Here is a 21,277-nt window from a genome sequence, read left to right as displayed (position 1 = left end):
TCCCTCCCGTCAACGCTCAATGATAGATTCATTGTTTATAAAAGCGCTTACTTCTTCAAAATAAGGAAGACCTTCATTATCACCTGATACCGTGGTGACAAGGGCGCCGACTCCATTTGCAAAACGGAGAAGCTGTTCAGGATTGAGGCCATTGAGCCATCCGTATACATAACCTGAATCAAAGCCATCGCCAGCTCCTACCGTATCAATTGGATTTACGCTGAAGCCAGGGGCTTCGATCCAAGTTCCATTACGATAAAGCTTGGAGCCATTTGCTCCATCTTTAATCACCAGGTCTTTGATTCCATATTGATTTGCAAACTCTCCAAGGTCCTCCGTCGAATCCTTGCCATTGATCAGGCGGATTTCATCCAGGCCAGTGAGGAGGATATCGACATAAGGGAAAATTTCGTTGTAAGCTTTGCGTGCTTCTTCAATTGTCCAAAGCTTCAACCTGATATTTGGATCGAATGAGACTGGAATACCTTTGTCTTTGGCTAGTTCAACCAGCCTTTTAACAACCTTCACATTGTTCGGGTCAATGGCCATGAACACACCAGTCAGATGCAGCAGGTCGACGTCTTCAAGCCATTCTTCCTTAACCTTTTCAGGAGTCAAGGTTGTAATCGGTGAATGATATCGGTAGTAAAAGGTCTTTCCCGAACCATCACCATTGATTTCCTTAAAATTAAGCGAGGTCGGATAGCCCTCCACCAGCTCCACTTCAGAGACATCGACACCTTCTCCTCGAGTGAAGTTGTAAATTACCCTGCCGAACTCGTCCTTGCCAAGCCTGCTGACCCACTTGCTATCCAGGCCAAGCCGGGCACAGCCAATCGCAAAATTCAGCTCCGCTCCGCCTACTTTTCTATTAAAGCTTTCCACAAAGCGCAGGGGGCCTTGCACAGATGGATTGAATGTAATCATTGCATCTCCGATGGTCATAACTTTATACCGATCTGGCATTATTCTTCTCTCCCAACACTTGCACTGACTCCCGTTCTACCAATACGGGGTCGTACCTTCTTATATCATATGAATCTTCTATTCTCTCCTCAGAAATCAGGTTGAACAGCATTTCGGCTGCATCCTTGCCGATTTGGAAGGTTGGCTGCTTGATTGCCGAAATCGGTGTGGCTGCGATTTCAAGGAAATCAGAGTCATCGACCGCGATAACGCTTACATCTTTACCGATTTGAAGCTTCTTTTTCCTCAAAAACTTGAGCAGTTCAATCAGAGAAAGATCATTTGTGGCAAAAAACGCTTTCGGCCTTTCTTCCTGCTCCCAAAGCTTTTCAAGCGCCGGCCCGATTTCCCTCCGTTCAGCAGTTGTTATCCAGTTTTCATTAGGAGTGATACCGTTTTCGGTAAGCGTTTTCTTGAAACCGGTAAGACGCTCCACCCTTGGTGAAACCTTCTGGGTGATGGACATCGATACAGCACCGATTTTATTATGGCCCTTCTTTAGAAGCTCCCTTACAGCAATTTCTGCTGCTCTCTCATTGTTCAGCATCAAAGTCGGATAAATCGGCTGCTCCACTTTTCTGTCAACGAAGACAACCGGAAAATTCGACCGTTTCAGCTCTTCATACAAACACATATTATCAGCCGTCGGGAAGATAATCAGACCATCCACCTGCTTCGCGAGCAGCATGCTGATATATGCCCGTTCCTTCTCCGGGTTCTCATCTGCATTGCAGACAAACATATGAAACTGGCTTTCTTCGCACGCATCTTCAATCGCCCGGATAATCTCCGTTGAAAATGTGTGAAGAATATTCGCCACAATCACGCCAATGGTTGATGACTTTTTTTGCTTCAAGCTCTTCGCGACGAAATTCGGGATATACCCAAGCTCGCGGATCGCTTCCTGAATGCGGATCCTTGTCGGCTCCGCCATGAACTCATAACGGTTATTTATGTACTGAGAAACCGTGCTTTTCGAAACGCCCGCCTTTTCAGCAACATCCTGCATGGTTACTTTTTTCATAGGAATCCCTTCTTTGTGAATCCTCTAAACCGATTTAGTAAACCGGTTTAGTAACAGTATAAATGAAACCCCTTTCAAAAATCAATCAGTATTTTTTAAAAATTTACACACTTCTTTTTCCAACCATAACAATCATGATTCTCACGCCCTGCATCAAAATAAAGAACAGCTAATTAAAGCTGCTCTCTTAGGAAATAAACGCCGGTTCTGGCTTATAGTCGAAGAAGTTTTCTTCTCTTTATCCCAACCTAACCACTAGATGACATATTATTTAATCTACTATTAAACAGCCGGGGTGGTCGCCTTATTAATCTCTTGATCAAGTTCTGCTTCAAATCTAGCTTTTTCAGCTTCTGACCAGTTAAAGCGATCCGCCATATAATTGCTGACAGCTTTTCTTGTTTTATAAACAGAGTTGATGTCAAACAGCAAATCTCCCGTTCTTCTGAAATAGAAATCAACAAGCGTGGCAACCATCTCGTGTTCGATTCCATAAACCAATTTTGCAAAGGTGACGAGTGGCAAATTGAATTTCTCAGCCTCTGCCTTTCGCTCATTGACCAGGTCAAACACAATTTGAGCGTTTGAGCCATAAAACGATGCAATGTGTTTTGCATTCTCTTTAGATAGACCAGCTTCCCCCCCTGATGCGCTGCTGCCTCGATAAACTGCGGGAACTTTTCTGATCCTCCAAAATCTCCTCCAGAAATCGGCAAATGCATCGTTTGGCTAGACTTGAGTTTCCGGCCTTCTGACGATTCAAATTTTCCGGCCACAAGGTCAACAATCGTTTCCGCCATCTTGCGGTAGCCCGTCAATTTACCGCCGGCAATCGTAATCAAGCCTGAATCCGACTCCCAAATTTCATCTTTACGGGAAATTTCGGATGGATCTTTGCCTTCTTCATGAATCAATGGACGGATCCCGGCCCAGCTGGACTCAACATCCTCCGGCTTTGCTTTTACCTCCGGGAACATGTAATTAATCGCATTGATCAAATAATCCATATCTGCCTGAGTCATTTTTGGGTCCGCTTTGTCATCATCATAAAACGTGTCTGTCGTGCCAACATAGGCTTTGCCATTGCGCGGAATCGCGAACACCATTCTTTTATCAGGCGTATCGAAATAGACTGCCTGCTTGAGCGGGAATCGGGACTGATCGATAACAATGTGTACACCCTTTGACAAAATCAAACTCTTGCCTTTTTTTGAGCCGTCTTTTTCACGGATGTTATCAACCCACGGACCAGTCGCATTGATGATCTTTTTCGCATAAACCTCGTATTTTTTCCCTGATAGTTGATCATTGACGATGACGCCAACAATCTTGCCATTTTCATAGAGAAGATTCTCGACCCTGGAATAGTTCAGAGCTGTTGCTCCTTTTTCAACCGCTGCCTTCATGACCTCGATTGTCAGACGCGCATCATCCGTACGGTATTCGACGTAATATCCGCCACCCTTTAAACCTTCCTTTTTAATAAGCGGCTCTCTTCGCAATGTTTCATCCTTGGAAAACATCGTTCTCCGTTCGGACTTTTTTACACCCGCCAAAAAGTCATAGACACGCAGTCCGATCGAAGTTGTAAAGCTGCCGAAGGTTCCGCCCTTGTGAAACGGAAGCAGCATCCACTCAGGAGTCGTTACATGCGGCCCATTTTCATAAACAATCGCCCTTTCCTTTCCAACTTCAGCCACAACTTTGACATCAAGCTGCTTCAAATAACGAAGGCCCCCATGAACAAGCTTTGTAGAACGGCTGGACGTACCTGCCGCGAAATCCTGCATTTCAAGTACGGCGGTGCTTAACCCTCTCGTAGTAGCGTCAAGAGCAATTCCCGCACCTGTAATGCCGCCGCCGATTACTAGTAAATCAAATTTATTGTTTTTCAGATTGGAGATAATATCATTGCGTTTTGTATTCGTGAACATGTTGTTTTCCTCCCCAAAACAGGAAAAGAGACCACGAAAAACATTACCTAATGAACGGTAATGCTTCGCGGTCTCTCCAGATCTCCTGCCGTTTTATTAACTTGTTATCATTGTATCAAATTAAACTGTGGAATGATATTTATTTAAAAGCCATAGCTGCATTTACAGCCTTTTTCCAGCCGCCATAAAGCTGGTCGCGGTCCTCATCAGACATCTTCGGTTCAAATGAACGGTCGATCGCCCACTGTGAGGCAATTTCCTCCTGGCTTTCCCAATAGCCAACTGCAAGACCTGCAAGGTAAGCGGCTCCTAATGCAGTCGTTTCGTTAACAACCGGTCTTTCAACTGGAACATTCAGCACATCGCTCTGGAAGTTCATCAAGAAATTGTTCATGACTGCCCCGCCGTCAACACGGAGTGTCTTCAGCTCGATTCCTGAGTCTGCTTCCATCGCTGATAGAACATCCTTCGTCTGGTATGCAAGTGACTCAAGAGTCGCACGGACAAAATGCTCTTTGCTTGTTCCGCGAGTAAGCCCGAATACCGCTCCTCTTACGTCACTATCCCAATACGGTGTTCCAAGGCCCACGAATGCCGGGACAACATAGACCCCATCAGTAGATTCAACTTTTGTTGCATAATCTTCGCTGTCCTTCGCACTCTTCAACATTCTTAAACCATCGCGCAGCCATTGGATGGCAGACCCGGCAACGAAAATGCTGCCCTCAAGCGCATACTCCACCTTGCCATCCAAGCCCCAGGCAAGTGTCGTCAAAAGTCCGTGCTCTGATTTTACCGCTTTTTCACCAGTGTTCATTAGCATGAAGCAACCTGTGCCGTACGTATTCTTCGCCATTCCTTTCTCGAAGCACGCCTGGCCGAACAATGCTGCCTGCTGGTCACCTGCTGCCCCGGCGATTGGAATCTCCTGCCCGAAGAAATGGTGAGTGACAGTGTTCGCATAGATTTCAGAAGAAGGTCTAACCTCCGGCAGCATCGTTGCTGGTACTCCAAGAATATCAAGGAGCTCCTCATCCCACTTCAAATCATAAATATTGAACATAAGCGTACGCGAAGCATTGCTAAAGTCGGTAACATGTGCGCTTCCGCCAGACAGCTTCCAGATCAGCCATGTATCAATCGTTCCGAATAACAGCTTTCCATCTTCAGCCTTCTGTCTCGCACCCTCTACATTGTCAAGGATCCACTTCACTTTAGTTCCTGAGAAATAAGCATCAATCAATAAGCCTGTTTTATCCCTGAAAATGTCGTTATAGCCTTTTTCTTTTAACTCATCGCAAATTCCGCTCGTCTGGCGTGATTGCCATACAATCGCATTATATACTGGCACCCCTGTTTCCTTATCCCAGACCACTGTTGTTTCACGTTGGTTGGTGATACCAATTCCCGCTATTTGCTCTGGTTTAACACCCGCCTCAGATAAAACACTTGCAATAACAGCTAATACAGAACCCCAAATTTCATTCGCATTGTGTTCTACCCAGCCCGGCTTCGGGAAATGCTGTGTGAATTCCTTTTGTGCCACATGCACAATCTCTCCAGCTTTGTTAAAAAGAATAGCCCTTGAACTTGTCGTTCCCTGATCTAAAGATAAAATGTACTTTTCCATTAAAGTTTCCTCCCCTTAGCTTCTTAAACGCTTTCAATTTAACCCTTTATGCTCCAACCTGCATTTATCTTAATTATGCTCCAATATTAGATGGATTTAATTGTCCTGCTTGTTTTTTTCCTACTGTATAAGCTAATGCCAGAACTACTGCTACTATACCAATTACCAGCCAAAAAGTCCCTGTGATAGCTCCTGTGAAAAGAGCTTTGTATGCAACAGCTCCCAGTGAACCACCTAACAGCGGTCCAACAACCGGAATCCATGAATATCCCCAGTTCGATCCGCCTTTGCCTGGAATCGGCAGCAGGAAGTGAGCGACACGCGGCCCAAGGTCACGCGCAGGGTTAATCGCATATCCTGTTGTACCGCCAAGTGACATACCAATTACTACAATCAACAGACCAACTGCGATAGGGTTTAATCCCTCAGTAAACTGATTCGCTCCGATGAACAATAATCCTAAAACAAGAATAAAAGTGCCGAAAACTTCACTGAATAAGTTTGAAAAGGTGTTTGAGATTGCCGGGCCTGTAGAGAAAACGCCCAATTTTGTGCCAGGATCATCCGTTGCCTTCCAGTGTGGAAGATAGTGAAAGAATACTAGTGTTGCTCCAATGAATGCCCCAATCATCTGTGCCAGCATATAGCCTGGTACATCTGCCCACGGGAATGAGCCATCAATCGCAAGTGCCAGTGTAACCGCAGGGTTAAGGTGTGCCCCGCTTATTGAACCAACTGCAAAAACCCCCATTGTAACGGCAAGTCCCCAAGCAATCGTAATAACAATCCATCCAGCGTCCTTCGCATAAGAATTCTTCAGCGATGAGCCAGCGCCAATCCCGGCACCGAAGACAATCAAGATCATCGTGCCAATTACTTCTCCCATAAAAGCTGACATAAACAATTCCCCTTTCGTGTATATCAATAAGATGTATATACAGCTAAGAAGATGCAAAAAAAAGGAGATTCACACAGCATACCTAAAAAAGCATAGGTATTTCAGTGTGAATCTCCCAATCTCCGTCACATTCTTAACTTGTAATTGGAGTATACTTAAATCTGAAAGCGCTGTCAACAGTTTGTCTCATATTTTTGGTTTTTAATTTTTTAATAGTGCGTATTATCTTTCTATTTATCTCATCTGTAATCATTTCGTTCAGATCGAACCCGAGCTGAGATCTATTTGCCAAACAGCACGATTAAGTCCATTACAATTATCTTGTAATTAATAGACTTTAGTAAAAACGCCGCTCAGAACGAGGAGATGCCTTAACCATATTACTTCTTTATTCTATATCTATTGATTCCTTCCCCTTCAAAAATGACGAGACCCTTTTTCAGCTCGACATATAAAGTCAGCTTGCCTTGAGAGTTTTTCAGCATTTCATCGCGCAGGTCCTTTGCTTTTTGCTTCCGGTCATTGAAGGTGGAGTGCTTCATATTGACTATAAATGTATGATTATGACTTAAATAGACTTCGGTTTTACGGATTCCAAGGGGTTTCGTTTTTTGAACATGCTTAAGGGAAAACCAGATGCAAAAGTCATCATTATAAGACTTGGTCGGAAATAGCCAGATCCCCAGATGACAGTTGATCTTAATCGGGCACATATTGATATCGCCCAGTATTTCCCTCGCACTTTTCCGGCCAGCATGAAAATCAGACCCGAGATCAAGCATGGTCTTGTCAATCACTTCTATCGGCCTCAAATTAACAAGAAAAGTGTTCTCGCCTTCAATCACTCTTGTACACAGCTTCCCGTTTTCATCATACTCTCCTGTCAGCAACACTGTTTCCTGATTAATTCTATAATCATTTAATAGGCTCACTCATTAGTCCTCCTATGTATTGCATTCTTTGACAAAAAAGGTATACTAACAGAGTTGGTATACCCAACACACTGTCCTCAGGATCGTCCGCACGACTTATTCCTGGGGACTTTTTAATGTAAAATTCACGTCATAACCTCCTGTCCTGTTAACAGGGCACGTGTGTTCATGTTCTTGGTGTTGGATAAAACCCCTATAGGTATCATTATATTGATAATGGCATTTAAATGTAAATCTGTATTTTTAGCTGAATTTCAACCTAGTTCTTATGGAATATTGCTAAAAATTCATTTTATTAGTATAATATAATTTTCTGCGGACCTGCTTTCAGGTCCGTTTTTTGCGTTTATCGGCCCATGATTGATAGTTTTGGCAGCCTTACTCCTATGCCGATATTATAAACTGGCCGACCCAATACTGGAAAAATATTTATCAAGAGTTGTCTAAAAAATTTCACAATTACTTCGGAACCGTAAACATTAATGGCACCTAATTAACATATCTTCTGTGGAAAGGCCTTGAAAATTCAATTTTGAGGCCTTTTTTCGTATTTTTAGGCTATTTTGCCTTCCAAAATTCAATTTTTGCGATTGGTGCATGATCCATATCCGGGAGTATGGTAAAGCTACCCGGGAATACAATGAACGCGCGCGATCCCGAAAGGATTGCAAAATGGAAGGCTTTGAACAACTGGCAAAACAATATGAACCGATGATCCATAAAATTATCTCATCGCTGAATATCTATAAAAATAAAAAAGACTACTATCACATCGGACTGGTCGGGCTTTGGGAAGCTGCAGAAGCCTTTAATCCAGAAAAAGGCGAGTTCACCAATTACGCCTATTCGTATATAAAAGGACAAATCCTGAATGAAATGAACCGAAACAACCGGTTAGCAGAACGGAGCATCCATCAAAAAGAGGAATACTGGGAAACCGTCGAGGAGACGAACGCAGACCAACCGCTTGAACTTGAATTCCTGCTCAGCTATTGCCAGGGCCTCACCGAAAAAGAAACAAAGTGGGTCGTCTACACCTGCATGGATTTCCTCTCCATCAGAGAAATCGCCGAAAAGGAAAATGTCTCACTGTCCGCGGTCAAGCAGTGGAGAAATGGAGCTAAAAGGAAGTTAAAAGAGCAATTGATCGAGGTTGTAGATTAGATGGTTCAAAAGTGAGGAAATTATAGATAGATTCATTTTAGTAATTCTATTCATAAAGCCTGAAAGCATTGATAAAGAGCCGTTTTACGAAATTCAATTCGGGTGGAGCTTGTAGCAAAATTGCACAAAAATAAATTAGGACCGTGCTCAGCAGCAACGGTCCTAATTTGCAGGTATTAGTCTTTTAACTCAGAAAGCTTTACCCTTAACTTATTAGTCTTTTAACTCCAGAAGCATTACCTTTAACTTATTAGTCTTTTAGCTCAAGAAGCTTTACCTTTAACTTATTAGTCTTTTAACTCCAGAAGCTTTACTCTTAACTCATTTTCCATCGCCGCAAGATCTTGTTCGGCCAGACGGCGCTTGGTTCGGCCTTCTTCCTGGATTCTCAACGTTTCTTCAAGGGTGGAAATCAAGTTTTCCTGAGTCTTTTTCAATGTTTCAATATCGACGAGGCCCCGTTCATTTTCCCTGGCCGTCTCAATCGTATTCGTTTTCAGCATTTCGGCGTTTTTAAGCAGCAGCTCGTTGGTCGTCTTGGAGACCTTCTTTTGTGCTTCCACAGCATGTCGCTGACGGATGAGCGTCAACGCGATCGCCACCTGATTTTTCCAGAGTGGAATGGCCGTGACAATCGAAGACTGGATTTTTTCAACCAGTGCCTGGTTGGTATTTTGGATCAGGCGAATTTGCGGTGCACTCTGGATCGTGATCTCCCTGCTTAATTTTAAATCATGCAGCCTTTTATCAAGACGGTCAGCGAACTGGATCATATCGTTCACTTCCTGGTACTTCATCTGATCGTTCGTTTCCTCCGCCGCCTTTTTCAAAACTGGAATCGTTTTATCATGAAGCTCTTCCAGCTTTATTTCACCGGCCGCGATATAAATATTTAAGGCATTGAAATATTCCTTGTTTGTTTCATACAATTTTTCCAGCATGCCAATATCGGAAAGCAGCACATTCTTGCTGCGGTCCAATTTCACGCTGATCCGGTCGATCTGGGCACCGGTCTTCTGGTACTTGGAAAGCACTTCTTGAATGGAGCCTGACACCCTCCCAAATACCTTTGAAAAGAAGGATGGTTTCTCTACACTTAATTCATCAGGGCTGACATGGTTCAGCTGCTTCATCAGATCACTGATAATGTCCCCGATTTCACCGACGTCCTTTTTTTGGACATGTTCAAGCATCGAATGCGAAAAAGATAACAGCTTTCCTTGCGCCTGTGTTCCATAGGTGATCATTGCCTGATGATTTTTCGGGTCGATCTGCTCTGCCAGCTGGTAAGCCTTTGCCCGGTTTTCTTCAGGAATCACATCAATCAATTTTACCGGCTTGCTTTCCGGATCCTTCTCCACTGCCTTCAAAACTAATTCACCTTGATCGCCAAAAGGGTTGGCTAACATATCATCCATAAGACTGCCGCTGTTTTTCAATAAATCGATATCCTTCTCTTTCATTTTTTCGTCCTCCAGTTTCCATCAAGATACTTAGGCTCTTTCACTGAATTAAGCCTGTGTTTAGCTACATCTATCTCAAAATTCAAATGGTCATAGTCATCTGACAGGACTTGATAGAGATCCTTTTCCACTGCTCCTGTCATTTCATTCAATGTCCTTTGCGTATCATCCAGTGTGTACTGCATCTCACGGTTCGTTTTTGACTGAGCGGATAGAAATGCGTACTTCTCAGTGAGTTCAAGTACAGAATCCAGGTGTGAAAAATAAAACTGCTCCGCCTGATAAAATCGCTTCGGTTCCTTCCGGGTCAGGCTATAAATATTCCGGACCATCCTGACCAGCTCCATCCGCTGCTTCAGCGACCTGATGTGGCGGATTGAAAACTGTACCTTTTGCAGGCGATTGATTTTCTGCTTCGCCTCGTCCAGATTCTTCTTTATATAATGATATTCTTTTCGGGTCAGGCCGTGTTTTTTTAAAAATCGGCTCTTCATGATACTGCCGAGTCCGAAATAAACAAGTCCTCCCGCTCCGATGGCAATGAGCGAAGCCATTCCAAATGTTTGATCAAAACCAGCATAACTTAAAAGCCATATAAATCCTGTCGAAGGCATGGCTATAAGTGTACGGATAATTACTGAAAGAATCGGGTTCATCGAAAATACACTCCTTCATGGAATCCTTCCTATGTATACGAATGACATAGGGTCATTGTTTCACTTTTTCCATACTTTCATATTACCCATAAACTCCCCTGTCATTAACAGTCTAGTAATGTAATGTTGTCTAAGACCTGAGACCGATTTTTTGGATGTGCTTGGAGAAAAGCAAATCGAAGTACCAGTTAAGATTCTTTTTCGATCCAGCCGCCGAAATGCATGGTAATCAATGCTAATTCATCGTCCGGAATTTCATCTCCGATCACGTCCTCAAGGTGGGAAATGACCTTCTTTGTTTTCTGGAACAAATCGGCATAGTTAATCTGGATCATGCCGGAAAGCGGATTATCATACATTTGCCCATGGACAATGCGATAGTAGGCTGATTTTATATGAAAAAATAAACTTTGTTCCAGCGCCTCCCTGGTTTTAAACTGTACATCAGCTTCCTCTTGGAACCGATCGACCATTTCGTGGATGACACTCTTAAGAATATCCATGTCCTCTTCACTGCTGTTTGCGAGCGGGTGCTGATTCTTGGCGGCCATCAGGCAAATGGTGATATAGCACAGCTCATCATCTGGAATTTCGACGCCGAACGTTTCTTTCACCTTTTCACCTATAAAGCTTGATGCCTGGAATTCTGGGGAAGGCTTAACCACAACCTTTTCGACGGGGTCGAGGGTGATGACTTTCCCCTGCTTATATCTTGATAGTAAAAGCAGTAACTGTATGCTTAATAATTCGATTACATCTGCCGGATAGCGGACATTAAGGTATTTTTGTGAATCTAATATGATTTGGTGGATTCTCAAGGCATGCGGCGGTGCAACCAGGTCACTGCGCCACTCTCGGGTTGATTGTGTGTTTTGGATGATCCAGTGAGTTTCTCTGTGAGGGTGTAATTTTGATAAAAAGTGGATTAGGACCTTCCGTTTGTTTTGTTCATCTCCTGAAATGGAATATCCTTCTTGTCTGCTGAAAACCAATTTCAGCCTGAAGGGCAAAAGAGTTTCAGACAGCAGTTTCAGGTCGCGTTGGATGGTACTCTTGCTCAATGAGAATTTTTCGGTGAGGTCATTTGGGAATATGGTTTGCTCCCTGGTCAGCAGAAGAACACCGATCCAGGCCACCCTCTCACCGCGGGAATTTTTATATTGTCTGTCGAGGTTAATCTCCCCAAGCCTCTCTTTAATAAGGGCCTTGCCAGCATGTTCAAAGTAAAAGCCCACAGAAGGGTAATATTGGACAGCAGCTAGTTGATGGTCTTCCAGCCATAGATTGATATTTTCGACATAACTGAAGATAGTCCTTCTCGAAACCCCCATCTTCCGCGCCAGCTCCTTCGCAGAAACATACGAATGGGAATCAACAAGCCTTATCAAGATCCCAACACTCCGCGCATTCAGAACCATCAAAAGACCCCCCATTCTCTTAAACTGCGAAAACAGCCAATCGAACACTCCATCTACCATCTATTATACTGCCAGCAAAAAGGAAAATCATTAAGAATAGAAAGCCCTTTACCGCACCACCGCATTGGGGGTCAGACCCCCGGCGCGGTGGTGTGGTGAAGCGAATGGACTTCTTACATAATGGCTTCAGGGTTTTGTTTTAAGGATATTTCATGGTCTATAACCTTTTTATAGTGTTCTTTTGGCGGATCCGGGAAGTAGGATAAGATTCGATGTGTGGTGATATGCGGATTTTTCCTGTTTGAAATGTAAGCCTGGTAACTGCTCCATTTGTACTCAGCAGGATTCTGGACAATATTCCCTTCATAAGGGTTGAGGTGAATGTAGCGGCTGGCATTCAAAAAATATTCATCGGTGTCAATCAACTCAGATTTATAACGGCCTTGAAAGACATGCCCGACCAAATCATGACGCTTATTAAAGTAGATTCCATATCGGGAGTTAAGCAATTTCATAATCTCTTGCGGATGGTGGTTGATGGTTTCCAACAGAAGATGATAGTGGGTGGTCATGAGGCAATAAGCGTGAAGGGTGAATGCGTGAGATATTCGGGTTTCCTCTAGTAAATCCATAAATTTGAAGCGATCCTTATCATCACTGAAGATAGGCATTTTCCTATTTCCCCGGTCTGTAATGTGGTAGACGGCTCCTGGATACCATATGCGCGGTTTACGGGACATAGTGACAGCTCCTTTATAATATTTTGACTTTTAATAGATATTAAGTTTGATTGAATCGGCACCTCCCTTTGTCTTTTTTTATTATATCATCCTCCTGAATTGCAAGAATAGTTATTGCTCTTCTTTTCAAATGGGAAAGAATTGTCTCATCAAACCAACTTTATTGCTGATTTTTATATTGATGAGTTAATTACGAGGTATCTTTTTTTGGAAAATATCACCATTGTAGGATATTTATTGAAAAAACATGGGTAATTTATCATCTATTAACGTAAAATGTCGCTTTTTGTAATATAAACGTAATTTTCCTGTTATTGGTCTGTAACCCCTTTCGATATATACTATGTTTAACATCTAGCAAACGGGGGTAAACAACTTTGTTTAAGAGAATTATAGCTTCTACGATGCTCATCTCACTACTTGCCACTGCCACTCCGTCCATGGATCAAGCTTCAGCTGCTGGAACAGCTTATCATATTAATGTAAGTTCCGGCTATTTAAATGTTAGAAATCAACCATCACTATCTGGTAAGATTTATACTAAACTGCCAAAAGGCTACAATGTAACGGTAACGAGCCAGGGTAATGGATGGGCTAGAATTTCTTACAGCGGGAAAATCGGTTATGTAAGCACAAAATATATTGCTCCTGGAAGCACTGTAACAAAAGCTTCTACAGTAAGCACTGATTATAAATCAAAAGCTATTTCAATAGCTAAAAGCCAAATGGGTGTCAGATATGTTTGGGGAGGAACAACTCCTAGCGGTTTTGATTGTTCCGGCCTGGTAACTTACGCTTTCAAAAATGCTGGATACAACAAACTGCCACGTACTGCAGGAGAAATGTATAATGTAGGAACTAAAGTAACCTCATACCAGCCTGGAGATCTACTATTCTACGCAACTGGCGGCGGCCAGAAAGTCACACATGTTGCGATTTACATTGGAAATGGCCAGATGATCCACGCTGCAACTTCTTACGGCGTATCAATCGCCAGCATCAATAACTCATATTGGAAGCCAAGATTCATTGGCGCTAAAAGACTATAATTAATTGAAAGGTGGCTGATTAGCCACCTTTTTTTGTATTTCAAATATAATTACACTTCAACCCTTTACCTCACTGGGGGTCAGACCCCCGGAACTTCACCGCGTTACTGCCTTGGGGGTCTGTCCCCCGGTGGGTTAAAGCTTTACTCCGTTAGTGTTCATGTTATTACCTCTTGTATATAACTTCCATGGTTGTTCTTTATCTCGAATTCAACAGTTCAAGTCATCAGGAAAAACTTAATAGTTCTAAGTGCCAGCAACATACAAATGAACCAAATAACCGTTCGTTTTACCTGTCAATTTCATGTATCAACCAGAAATTATATACGACCATTTTCCCGAATGCCGTCGTTTCTTATCGAGAACATTTTGTACAAACTCTTTAACTTTTCGTATAGAATTTAATTAACACTATTTGGGAGGAGTTAATAAATATGCCTTTACTTCAGATGAAGGAAGTCTATACGCCACTCAAGCTGATCGGGATAAAGGTTTTCAAGTGCAAGGAAGGCCATACATATATTAAATTTTGGAACAAACCACGAAAAAGAATGACCAATTAACCTGCACTAACTACAAAAGAGCAGACAATATGTCTGCTCTTCACATTTTAAACTCTATAAAAATCGCCCGCTGTTTATGATATACTGCCCTTTGCTGTAGCCTGGACTTAAGCTCTTTGCATACGGCATCTTCCATTAAAACTTCATTATACTTTTGCAATAATAAATGAAAACGGTATTTTAACTTAAATACAGATTTCAACACATTTTTTCCTCCTTTTTTGCCACATAAATCCGCAGGAGTTCGTGTTCGGAAACTGGCTGACATAGTCACAAAGTCATAACTTTAGTCCCTGTAGTTTTGCGTCACCATTTTTCAATGGTTTTGCCCTTATCGTACGTTTTATGTGTGTTTTCTATTCTGAAATTACCAAAATTAAACACATTTAGTTAGGGTCTAAAGTCCTATTAAAGCTTTTGTCACTACTAATTTATATTCCCCCTTCCCTCCCTTTAAAAACTCTTTGGACAGAATAAAACCCCATAATTGAACATAATTATCCTTATTAAGGGGTGGTGAAAATGAGGAAGAGGCGAAACCAGCTGCCCATGCTTCCCATACTAATTGGTATTCTCCTAGTTGCTTTATTATTAATTTACTTGAAATTCTTTTTATTTAATTCCCCAACTCAAGCTGAAGATATTGTTGAAAAATTTTATCAGCATGAACAAAAAGGTAATTTCTCAGATTCATGGGAACTTTTCCATCCATATATGAAGGAGAGGTTTACGAAGTCATCATTCATCCAGGATCGCGCTCACGTTTTTATTGGCCATTTTGGGGCAGATACTTTTTCGTATGAGATCAGTAAGCCTGTTGAATTTGATAAATGGAAACCTGAAGATGGACAGGAGACCTTTGGTAGTGGTTACAAAATGGTTGTTACTCAGAAGTATGCAGGTAAATACGGAAAGTTCAACTTCCAACAGGAAGTTTATGTTGTAAAGCACAAAGGTGAATGGGCTATATTGTGGGACTATAATTCTAAATAGCTATTTATCAGGAATTACTATTAACAATTATCTTAATATATCCGATATAAGTATAGGCAAAATCACTGAAAGGTGATGACGCAAAGCTATAGGGGCCTCTGTCTAAGGCAAGGCCAGCCAGCTGCCATCAAAGAGAAAAGGAGTATTTTGATGTCTACTTACTATTGGCTTACACCAGAGGAGAAACAAAGAAAGAAGCGAAGAAACAAAGTTATAATGTACACTTCCCTCCTATTCTTCTCAGTAGTATTAAGCGCACTCATAACTATCTTGGCAAACCAAATATAAGATTGCCAAAAGATCCTGGATTTACATTCCAGGGTCTTTTTGTTTCAAAATCACTTTACCGCTTTAAATCACTGGGGGTCTGACCCCCAGTGCTGTGCTGTGGTGAAGCTATTTATTTTCTTCTTGTTTTGCATCGTTATTTCTCCGGCTTTTTCGTGTTTTCTCTTTATTTATCTTTCATTTTCTCCCTTTTTCATTCTCTTGAACACTTATGAGAATATTTAAACTATTTAACTTTTTATCCTGCTATACTCCTATTAAAGGTTGGCCAACCTTAGAACTAGTTTTCCAAATGCAATAGATATGATCGTGTATATAAATGATTATAAGGTGGGATACAAAATGAAAAAATTCATTAAAAAAGGAATCATTGTCGGGGCTTTGGGACTCATGCTCCTTCCTTCAGGTGCGTCAGCCCATTTTCTGGGCTACGATTCAGTCGACGGCAAGGAAATCCGCTGGGGTACTTACCATGGAACAACAAAATGGACAACCGCCAGGAGCGCTGCGATCTCTACCTGGAACGGGATCAATCCAATCAATATCCTAGGTGATACATCTACTACCGTTGAGGACCTATCCTTCAAGGATGCTAATCGCTCAGATGTAACCTGGGCGGGATTATACAGCAATTTATCAGGCGCAGACAGAATCCAGCTGAATAACTATTATCTAAATGGTTATACAACGGCTAAGAGGCAGAATGTCTTCACACATGAGCTTGGACATGCATTGGGACTAGCACATAGTTATTCTGATCAAATTATGCACAAATATGTCACCTCCAAGACCAGCTTAGGCTCGCATGACAAATCTGACTATCATTCCCTTTGGGGCTATTAATTTAAAGGAGGAATCGCTACCATGAAAAAGATTACTTTCTCACTAACTTTAGCAGCCGTCATTACAGGCGGGTTTTTGGGTGCAAATTATATAAATAACCAACAAGCAAGTGCAGATAACGTTGTTGTAAGGGAAGCACATGCAAATTTCATTGATGATTTTTCAGATAAAAGAAAACTTGTAGGAGCAACTGATAATGTTTTCGTTGGAAAAGTCATCGAACAAGCTGGAACAAAATCACTTGATGGGGGTCCGGAGACACAGTTTACAGTTGAAGTCATCTCAACGGTAAAAGGAAAATTGTCTGGTGAGGTTCTTGTCAATCAACAAGGTGGTTACCTGGAAAATGAAGAAGGCGAAACAGAACTTCTTCTGATTGAAGACGATCAGCTTCTTGTACCGGGTGAAACATATTTATTCGCAACAAGATACTTAGAATCTGAAAACTGGCATACTGTAGTCCCAGCTTACGGCGATCTCAAAATCGATAGCGAAGCTAAAAAATCTGAAATTATGAAGGCCTTCAAGGAAGCATACAAGAATCAGGTTATTCCAGAAGATTTAAAGGATAAAAAATAATTTGAGCTCAAAGGTGTAGATACAATTCTACACCTTTTTTTATCGGCTAGCCCGGCGCTTCATTGCCGGAACATCGCCAGTTTGTCCTGCACCAATTGTATATAACCTTCCTTTTCCTGAAGATTAAAAATCGCACCTGCCTGCTGCAGGAAATAAATACCCTGTGTCACATCGCCCCGCTCAGCAAAAATAAACCCTTTTTGATATAGAAGCTCACCCAGCAAGTAATTCGAATCATTCTCAAGTGCCAAAGAAATCCCTTTGTCCGCTACAGACAAAGCACTATGACCATCAGCGAGTCTGTAATAAATTTTACTTAAATTATAGTAAACCCTGATCAAGATTGAAAAATCCATCGGATATAAAGCCTTATTATAAATTTCCTGAGCTTTCAAAAATAATTCCTTCGCCGCTTCCCACTCTCCTTTTTCCCCATAAATAATTCCTGTACTATTGATGATCTGGATATCCTGCTCAGTCGCCTGGATGGAATCCTTTAAATCCAGGGCAGCCTTCAACGCTTGAATGGCTCTTTCAAAATCATGATCCAGATAATAAATACACACCCCTTTATGCCAGGAAATGAATTGTCGTTCCTCAATATTTTGAAAAGATGGATGCTTCTCGAGTTTACTGATTATCCTTTTTACTTCCCTATAGTCCTTCTTTTTAATATGCTCACGTACTCTATATTTCGACTGGGTGACAAACTCATAATGTTCTTTGGAAATTTGATTAATGAAGTGGTTGGTGTTTATACCCAATCTTTCAGAAATATTCACTAGAGTATGGATATAGGGACTAATTTCTCCTGTTTCAATCTTACTGATCTGCGATTGACTGCAAATTCCGCTGGCAAGGTCCTTTTGACTGATTCCAAGTTTGACTCTTATGGAATGTATCGATTCACCTAGATTTTTAAAATTAAATTCTGTCATATGTAAATCTCCTATCCTATCTTTAAATATTCCTATAAGAATATTCGTTGTCGATAAAAGGGGTTTCTATCGGAAAATCCCAACAAAATACCCTAATAATCGCTTGTAAGTAAAAATACCTATAATTTAATAACATGGTATATTTTTCTCAGGAGGGATTATGATGAAAAAACTATCTAAAATTTTATTCGGAATCGCTATTCTAGGTATTATGTCATTCGCTGTACCTGTCGCTCAAACTTCCGCACATGCAGAAGCACCAACGCCAACTGTTGACCTGCCATTCGAACACTAAAAACACCTAAGTTAATAATATACTTAAAATGAAATATTTGTAAAAGTTTATTTGGAAAGAAACTCATTTTACACGTTGTCATATTACAGCGTGTTTTTTTTCGGACTCAAACTCATGTAATTTTAACGAAATAATAACTGATAAATATCCAACACAAACACAAAATTGTAAGACGATTGAAATTCATCGTGTAAAAAGACTCTTTCTATTAAATTCAGATATTGATATACTAAAAAAATGAGTGAATTGTTATATTTTTCTTCTTATTCCAATTAAACTAAACAGGAGCATATACTATGGTTTTTGATGGTATTATTTTAGCAGTTATTGTCGGATATCTTCGTAAAGGCAGCCTTAAATCTCTTGCAACTCTAAAGTTAAAATTCGGCTGGGTGTTTCCACTTCTTTTGCTCGTCCAGATTGCCGTTTTTTCACTTCAGAATGAAATTCCAGCACTTGGCCAGGCAAGCGGCCTAGTATTTATGCTTGTATATATTGCAGGGTTGTTCTTTTTGGCAATGAATCGGCACTATAAAGGGGTTGTGCTTATCTTTATAGGCGTATTCTTAAATTTTCTAGTTATGGCTGTTAACGGCGGCCGGATGCCCGTTTCAATGGAAGCTGCTGTCATACTGGATCCAGCGTATATTGAAGCAATTAAAACAGAGCTATACGCGAAGCATGCCGTGCTGACAAGTTCCACAAACCTGGGCTTTCTGGGAGACATTATCCCTCTTACTGATCCATATCCGAAAAACCAGGTAATCAGCATTGGCGATGTTTTAATGAATATCGGCATTTTCATATTCATCCAGCATTTAATGCTTGGCCATTTAAATAATAAACCGAAAGACGACGTCTCCTTTCAATTGAAAGGAGGTGAAACAAGTTGAAAAATACAAAAGGTATCGTACTTAACGCAATTATCCTTGGTTCTTTAATTATTGCTTTGACATCTGGTTTTAGACTTATCTAATGTAAAAAAGCGGGGGAAGATGGGTTTAATGTCCTCCTTCTCCTTTCTAATTAATATATGTGAGTGATTAAAATGCAGAAAATAACAAACGCTTCAAATCTCTATTTAATATTAATTTCCTTGATTGGTATTTTCGGCTTCGTCGCTCTCCATCAGGTACATTTTGACGCTAGCTCAAAGACTGTATTAATATATGCACTTATTGGTGCAGTTCTGCTTGTTGATAAGTACCCTATTCCTCTGCCGCCAGATGGCAACTCCATCTCTATGGATTCCGCCATTTTCCTTGCAGCTATATTCCTGTATGGATTGGGTGACACACTTGATATCTTATTCATGTTCGCCCTTATTTTTACAGTCATTCAGTGGAAAATTAAATGGTGGAAGCATGTGTTCAACTTCTCTATCTATTCCATCATGATTATTTCAGCCTACTACGCATTCCTTTTGTTTGGCGGAGAAGTCGGCGATATTAATTCATCAAATATCATCCCTTATATTGCCGCTTTAACGGTCTATTTCATTTTGAATACCACTCTTGTCAGCACTTATTTTTTCCTAGCGCAAAAAGAAAGTCTGTTGAATGTTTTCGGTGGTTTTCTTAGAGATAGGACTTTCAAGGTTAGCTATTTCATTATTTTCCTCCTTTCGCTGGTGCTAGCAATCTTAATGCAGCATGAGAATATTTTCGGGCTTTTCTTATTCGTCTCGATTGCACTTCTGCTGTCAGTTGCCTTTAACCAGCATTTTCAGAATCTCCAGGTGGTTTCACAGAAAGCAAAGCATGACTACTTGACCGGACTATATAATCATGGCTATTTTAAGGAACAACTCGAAAAGGAAGTTATATCACTTAAGGAAAACTACAAGCCTCTCAGCGTTGCGCTGATCGACCTTGATGATTTTAAAAAATACAATGACCTGTTCGGACATATCCAGGGTGACAGACTGTTAAAAGAATTCGGCACGCTGCTTCGCCAGCATTCAAAAAAACAGGAATTCCTGGTTGCTCGATACGGCGGTGAAGAATTTGCTGTCCTTATGCCGAATATAACGAAGGAAGAGGCATTTACTTTCCTTGATAAGGTGAGGAAAACCATTAATGATACAGCGTTAAATGGTGTTGAAATCCTTCCTTATGGCTGCCTATCCTTTTCTGCTGGAATTGCTGAATTTGAAAGAGAGACCTATAATATTGCTGAACTTTTAAATAAGGCAGATCAGGCACTTTATTTTTCTAAAGCACAGGGTAAAAACATGGTCCATATCTATGATAAAACCGATCAGCAACTAGATTCTTCTCATTCCTTTGAAAAACAATTCGAAGAGGCAGAGCAGCAGTTAAAAATTTTCTTATCTAAGGATATTTATACGTACCGCCACAGCAAAAGGGTTTTTCAGTATTCAGTTGATTTTGCCAGAAAAATTGAGCTTTCGGATCATGAACGCCGTATTTTTACGCTGGGCGCCCTTGTCCACGATATTGGTAAGCTGGAAATACCGAGGGATGTCATCAACAAAAAGGGAAAGCTCGACCCTCACGAATGGGAAATGGTCAAAAAGCATGTAATCTGGGGAAAAGAAATCATTTCTACCAATAAGGAGCTTCAAGAACTAATCCCGCTGGTAGAGCTGCATCATGAGCGCTACGACGGAAAAGGCTACCCTCACGGTCTAAAAGGAGAAAGCATACCAAAGCTTGCCAGGATGCTATGCATTATTGATTCTTTTGATGCGATGACAACGGAGCGTCCTTACCAGAAAACGAAAAGCTTTGCCGAAGCAATTGAGGAAATACGCTCATGCGCTGGCGAACAGTTTGATGCCTATTACGCAGAGCAGTTTATCGAAATGATCATTCAGCAGTACGATATAAATACAAAAGCAGAAAAAGAATTTGTTGTATAGGAACCCCCTTTTTTGAAGAG

Annotated in this window: 20 protein-coding genes, 1 pseudogene and 2 riboswitches; of the genes and pseudogenes, 9 read left to right on the top strand and 12 right to left on the bottom strand. The window is 41.3% G+C overall.

Going from position 1 to position 21,277, the window contains the following annotated elements:
• Positions 1–9 precede the first annotated feature (9 nt).
• The 6 genes and pseudogenes from J7E35_RS11900 to J7E35_RS11875 form a co-directional block, all read right to left on the bottom strand.
• Positions 10–966, bottom strand: a complete 957-nt coding sequence (locus J7E35_RS11900) for a sugar kinase (RefSeq protein ID WP_214779969.1) — start codon at positions 964–966, stop codon at positions 10–12.
• Complete coding sequence (locus J7E35_RS11895; RefSeq protein ID WP_214779967.1) at positions 950–1,990, bottom strand: LacI family DNA-binding transcriptional regulator; 1,041 nt, start codon at positions 1,988–1,990, stop codon at positions 950–952. Before J7E35_RS11895 ends, J7E35_RS11900 begins: the two co-directional genes overlap by 17 nt.
• A gap of 282 nt (positions 1,991–2,272) precedes the next feature.
• Positions 2,273–3,924, bottom strand: a pseudogene (locus J7E35_RS11890) (glycerol-3-phosphate dehydrogenase/oxidase).
• Positions 3,925–4,063: 139 nt separating this feature from the next.
• On the bottom strand, positions 4,064–5,554 hold the full coding sequence (gene glpK / locus J7E35_RS11885; protein WP_214779964.1) for a glycerol kinase GlpK: 1,491 nt from the start codon (positions 5,552–5,554) through the stop codon (positions 4,064–4,066).
• A 73-nt stretch (positions 5,555–5,627) separates the two neighbouring features.
• A complete protein-coding gene (locus tag J7E35_RS11880; RefSeq protein ID WP_214779962.1) occupies positions 5,628–6,452 on the bottom strand; it encodes an MIP/aquaporin family protein in 825 nt (274 codons plus the stop codon).
• Between the two features lie 380 nt (positions 6,453–6,832).
• Positions 6,833–7,384: a competence protein ComK gene (locus J7E35_RS11875; protein ID WP_214779960.1), complete on the bottom strand. Its 552-nt coding sequence runs from the start codon at positions 7,382–7,384 to the stop codon at positions 6,833–6,835.
• 597 nt (positions 7,385–7,981) lie between these two features.
• Here J7E35_RS11875 and J7E35_RS11870 point away from each other — a divergent pair.
• Positions 7,982–8,548, top strand: a complete 567-nt coding sequence (locus J7E35_RS11870) for a sigma-70 family RNA polymerase sigma factor (RefSeq protein WP_353050365.1) — start codon at positions 7,982–7,984, stop codon at positions 8,546–8,548.
• A gap of 287 nt (positions 8,549–8,835) precedes the next feature.
• On the opposite strand, the gene J7E35_RS11865 is transcribed toward J7E35_RS11870, so the two are convergent.
• The 4 genes from J7E35_RS11865 to J7E35_RS11850 form a co-directional block, all read right to left on the bottom strand.
• Positions 8,836–10,011 carry a toxic anion resistance protein gene (locus J7E35_RS11865; RefSeq protein WP_214779958.1) on the bottom strand — a complete coding sequence of 392 codons (1,176 nt, stop codon included), beginning with the start codon at positions 10,009–10,011 and terminating at the stop codon, positions 8,836–8,838.
• Positions 10,008–10,667 carry a 5-bromo-4-chloroindolyl phosphate hydrolysis family protein gene (locus tag J7E35_RS11860; RefSeq protein WP_214779956.1) on the bottom strand — a complete coding sequence of 220 codons (660 nt, stop codon included), beginning with the start codon at positions 10,665–10,667 and terminating at the stop codon, positions 10,008–10,010. The genes J7E35_RS11865 and J7E35_RS11860 overlap by 4 nt, the downstream gene beginning before the upstream one ends.
• A gap of 188 nt (positions 10,668–10,855) precedes the next feature.
• Complete coding sequence (locus J7E35_RS11855; protein ID WP_214779954.1) at positions 10,856–12,085, bottom strand: BglG family transcription antiterminator; 1,230 nt, start codon at positions 12,083–12,085, stop codon at positions 10,856–10,858.
• Positions 12,086–12,258: 173 nt separating this feature from the next.
• Positions 12,259–12,825 (bottom strand): transposase, encoded by a 567-nt coding sequence (locus J7E35_RS11850; protein WP_214779951.1) that lies wholly within the window; start codon positions 12,823–12,825, stop codon positions 12,259–12,261.
• 377 nt (positions 12,826–13,202) lie between these two features.
• Here J7E35_RS11850 and J7E35_RS11845 point away from each other — a divergent pair, with 377 nt between their 5' ends.
• Together J7E35_RS11845 and J7E35_RS23480 are read left to right on the top strand one after the other, a co-directional pair.
• Positions 13,203–13,874: a C40 family peptidase gene (locus J7E35_RS11845; protein ID WP_214779949.1), complete on the top strand. Its 672-nt coding sequence runs from the start codon at positions 13,203–13,205 to the stop codon at positions 13,872–13,874.
• 434 nt (positions 13,875–14,308) lie between these two features.
• Complete coding sequence (locus J7E35_RS23480; RefSeq protein WP_285290782.1) at positions 14,309–14,437, top strand: hypothetical protein; 129 nt, start codon at positions 14,309–14,311, stop codon at positions 14,435–14,437.
• A 40-nt stretch (positions 14,438–14,477) separates the two neighbouring features.
• On the opposite strand, the gene J7E35_RS11840 is transcribed toward J7E35_RS23480, so the two are convergent.
• On the bottom strand, positions 14,478–14,642 hold the full coding sequence (locus J7E35_RS11840) for a hypothetical protein (protein WP_214779947.1): 165 nt from the start codon (positions 14,640–14,642) through the stop codon (positions 14,478–14,480).
• A gap of 44 nt (positions 14,643–14,686) precedes the next feature.
• Positions 14,687–14,777, bottom strand: a riboswitch (cyclic di-GMP riboswitch).
• Between the two features lie 182 nt (positions 14,778–14,959).
• Here J7E35_RS11840 and J7E35_RS11835 point away from each other — a divergent pair.
• The 3 genes from J7E35_RS11835 (at position 14,960) to J7E35_RS11825 (ending at position 17,140) form a co-directional block, all read left to right on the top strand.
• Positions 14,960–15,430, top strand: a complete 471-nt coding sequence (locus tag J7E35_RS11835) for a hypothetical protein (protein WP_214779945.1) — start codon at positions 14,960–14,962, stop codon at positions 15,428–15,430.
• 45 nt (positions 15,431–15,475) lie between these two features.
• Positions 15,476–15,559, top strand: a riboswitch (cyclic di-GMP riboswitch).
• 501 nt (positions 15,560–16,060) lie between these two features.
• The gene (locus J7E35_RS11830; RefSeq protein WP_214779943.1) at positions 16,061–16,561 is read left to right on the top strand and encodes a matrixin family metalloprotease; all 501 of its coding nucleotides are present in this window, start codon (positions 16,061–16,063) and stop codon (positions 16,559–16,561) included.
• Positions 16,562–16,582: 21 nt separating this feature from the next.
• The gene (locus J7E35_RS11825; protein WP_214779941.1) at positions 16,583–17,140 is read left to right on the top strand and encodes a hypothetical protein; all 558 of its coding nucleotides are present in this window, start codon (positions 16,583–16,585) and stop codon (positions 17,138–17,140) included.
• 59 nt (positions 17,141–17,199) lie between these two features.
• Here the strand turns inward: J7E35_RS11825 and J7E35_RS11820 are convergent, their stop codons facing one another.
• Positions 17,200–18,078, bottom strand: a complete 879-nt coding sequence (locus tag J7E35_RS11820; protein WP_214779939.1) for a helix-turn-helix domain-containing protein — start codon at positions 18,076–18,078, stop codon at positions 17,200–17,202.
• Positions 18,079–18,241: 163 nt separating this feature from the next.
• Between J7E35_RS11820 and J7E35_RS11815 the strand changes: the two genes are divergently transcribed.
• The 3 genes from J7E35_RS11815 to J7E35_RS11805 all read left to right on the top strand — a co-directional run bounded on the left by J7E35_RS11815 (position 18,242) and on the right by J7E35_RS11805 (position 21,257).
• Positions 18,242–18,373: a Phr family secreted Rap phosphatase inhibitor gene (locus J7E35_RS11815; protein WP_192471053.1), complete on the top strand. Its 132-nt coding sequence runs from the start codon at positions 18,242–18,244 to the stop codon at positions 18,371–18,373.
• Between the two features lie 296 nt (positions 18,374–18,669).
• The gene (locus J7E35_RS11810; protein ID WP_214779937.1) at positions 18,670–19,266 is read left to right on the top strand and encodes a DUF5317 domain-containing protein; all 597 of its coding nucleotides are present in this window, start codon (positions 18,670–18,672) and stop codon (positions 19,264–19,266) included.
• A 155-nt stretch (positions 19,267–19,421) separates the two neighbouring features.
• Positions 19,422–21,257, top strand: a complete 1,836-nt coding sequence (locus J7E35_RS11805; RefSeq protein WP_214779935.1) for a bifunctional diguanylate cyclase/phosphohydrolase — start codon at positions 19,422–19,424, stop codon at positions 21,255–21,257.
• Positions 21,258–21,277: the final 20 nt, after the last annotated feature.

It is taken from the genome of Bacillus sp. ISL-45 (assembly GCF_018613195.1).
Lineage (GTDB): Bacteria > Bacillota > Bacilli > Bacillales > Cytobacillaceae > Mesobacillus.
This window is presented reverse-complemented; position numbering and strand designations above follow the sequence as displayed.

What these genes read in the sequence shown, in the direction of transcription:
- J7E35_RS11900 (WP_214779969.1), bottom strand. Translation starts at nt 966, where the DNA reads ATGCCAGATCGGTATAAAGTTATGACCATCGGAGATGCAATGATTACA.
- J7E35_RS11895 (WP_214779967.1), bottom strand. Translation starts at nt 1,990, where the DNA reads ATGAAAAAAGTAACCATGCAGGATGTTGCTGAAAAGGCGGGCGTTTCG.
- glpK (WP_214779964.1), bottom strand. Translation starts at nt 5,554, where the DNA reads ATGGAAAAGTACATTTTATCTTTAGATCAGGGAACGACAAGTTCAAGG.
- J7E35_RS11880 (WP_214779962.1), bottom strand. Translation starts at nt 6,452, where the DNA reads ATGTCAGCTTTTATGGGAGAAGTAATTGGCACGATGATCTTGATTGTC.
- J7E35_RS11870 (WP_353050365.1), top strand. Translation starts at nt 7,982, where the DNA reads ATGATCCATATCCGGGAGTATGGTAAAGCTACCCGGGAATACAATGAA.
- J7E35_RS11865 (WP_214779958.1), bottom strand. Translation starts at nt 10,011, where the DNA reads ATGAAAGAGAAGGATATCGATTTATTGAAAAACAGCGGCAGTCTTATG.
- J7E35_RS11860 (WP_214779956.1), bottom strand. Translation starts at nt 10,667, where the DNA reads ATGAACCCGATTCTTTCAGTAATTATCCGTACACTTATAGCCATGCCT.
- J7E35_RS11855 (WP_214779954.1), bottom strand. Translation starts at nt 12,085, where the DNA reads ATGGTTCTGAATGCGCGGAGTGTTGGGATCTTGATAAGGCTTGTTGAT.
- J7E35_RS11850 (WP_214779951.1), bottom strand. Translation starts at nt 12,825, where the DNA reads ATGTCCCGTAAACCGCGCATATGGTATCCAGGAGCCGTCTACCACATT.
- J7E35_RS23480 (WP_285290782.1), top strand. Translation starts at nt 14,309, where the DNA reads ATGCCTTTACTTCAGATGAAGGAAGTCTATACGCCACTCAAGCTGATC.
- J7E35_RS11835 (WP_214779945.1), top strand. Translation starts at nt 14,960, where the DNA reads ATGAGGAAGAGGCGAAACCAGCTGCCCATGCTTCCCATACTAATTGGT.
- J7E35_RS11830 (WP_214779943.1), top strand. Translation starts at nt 16,061, where the DNA reads ATGAAAAAATTCATTAAAAAAGGAATCATTGTCGGGGCTTTGGGACTC.
- J7E35_RS11825 (WP_214779941.1), top strand. Translation starts at nt 16,583, where the DNA reads ATGAAAAAGATTACTTTCTCACTAACTTTAGCAGCCGTCATTACAGGC.
- J7E35_RS11820 (WP_214779939.1), bottom strand. Translation starts at nt 18,078, where the DNA reads ATGACAGAATTTAATTTTAAAAATCTAGGTGAATCGATACATTCCATA.
- J7E35_RS11815 (WP_192471053.1), top strand. Translation starts at nt 18,242, where the DNA reads ATGAAAAAACTATCTAAAATTTTATTCGGAATCGCTATTCTAGGTATT.
- J7E35_RS11810 (WP_214779937.1), top strand. Translation starts at nt 18,670, where the DNA reads ATGGTTTTTGATGGTATTATTTTAGCAGTTATTGTCGGATATCTTCGT.
- J7E35_RS11805 (WP_214779935.1), top strand. Translation starts at nt 19,422, where the DNA reads ATGCAGAAAATAACAAACGCTTCAAATCTCTATTTAATATTAATTTCC.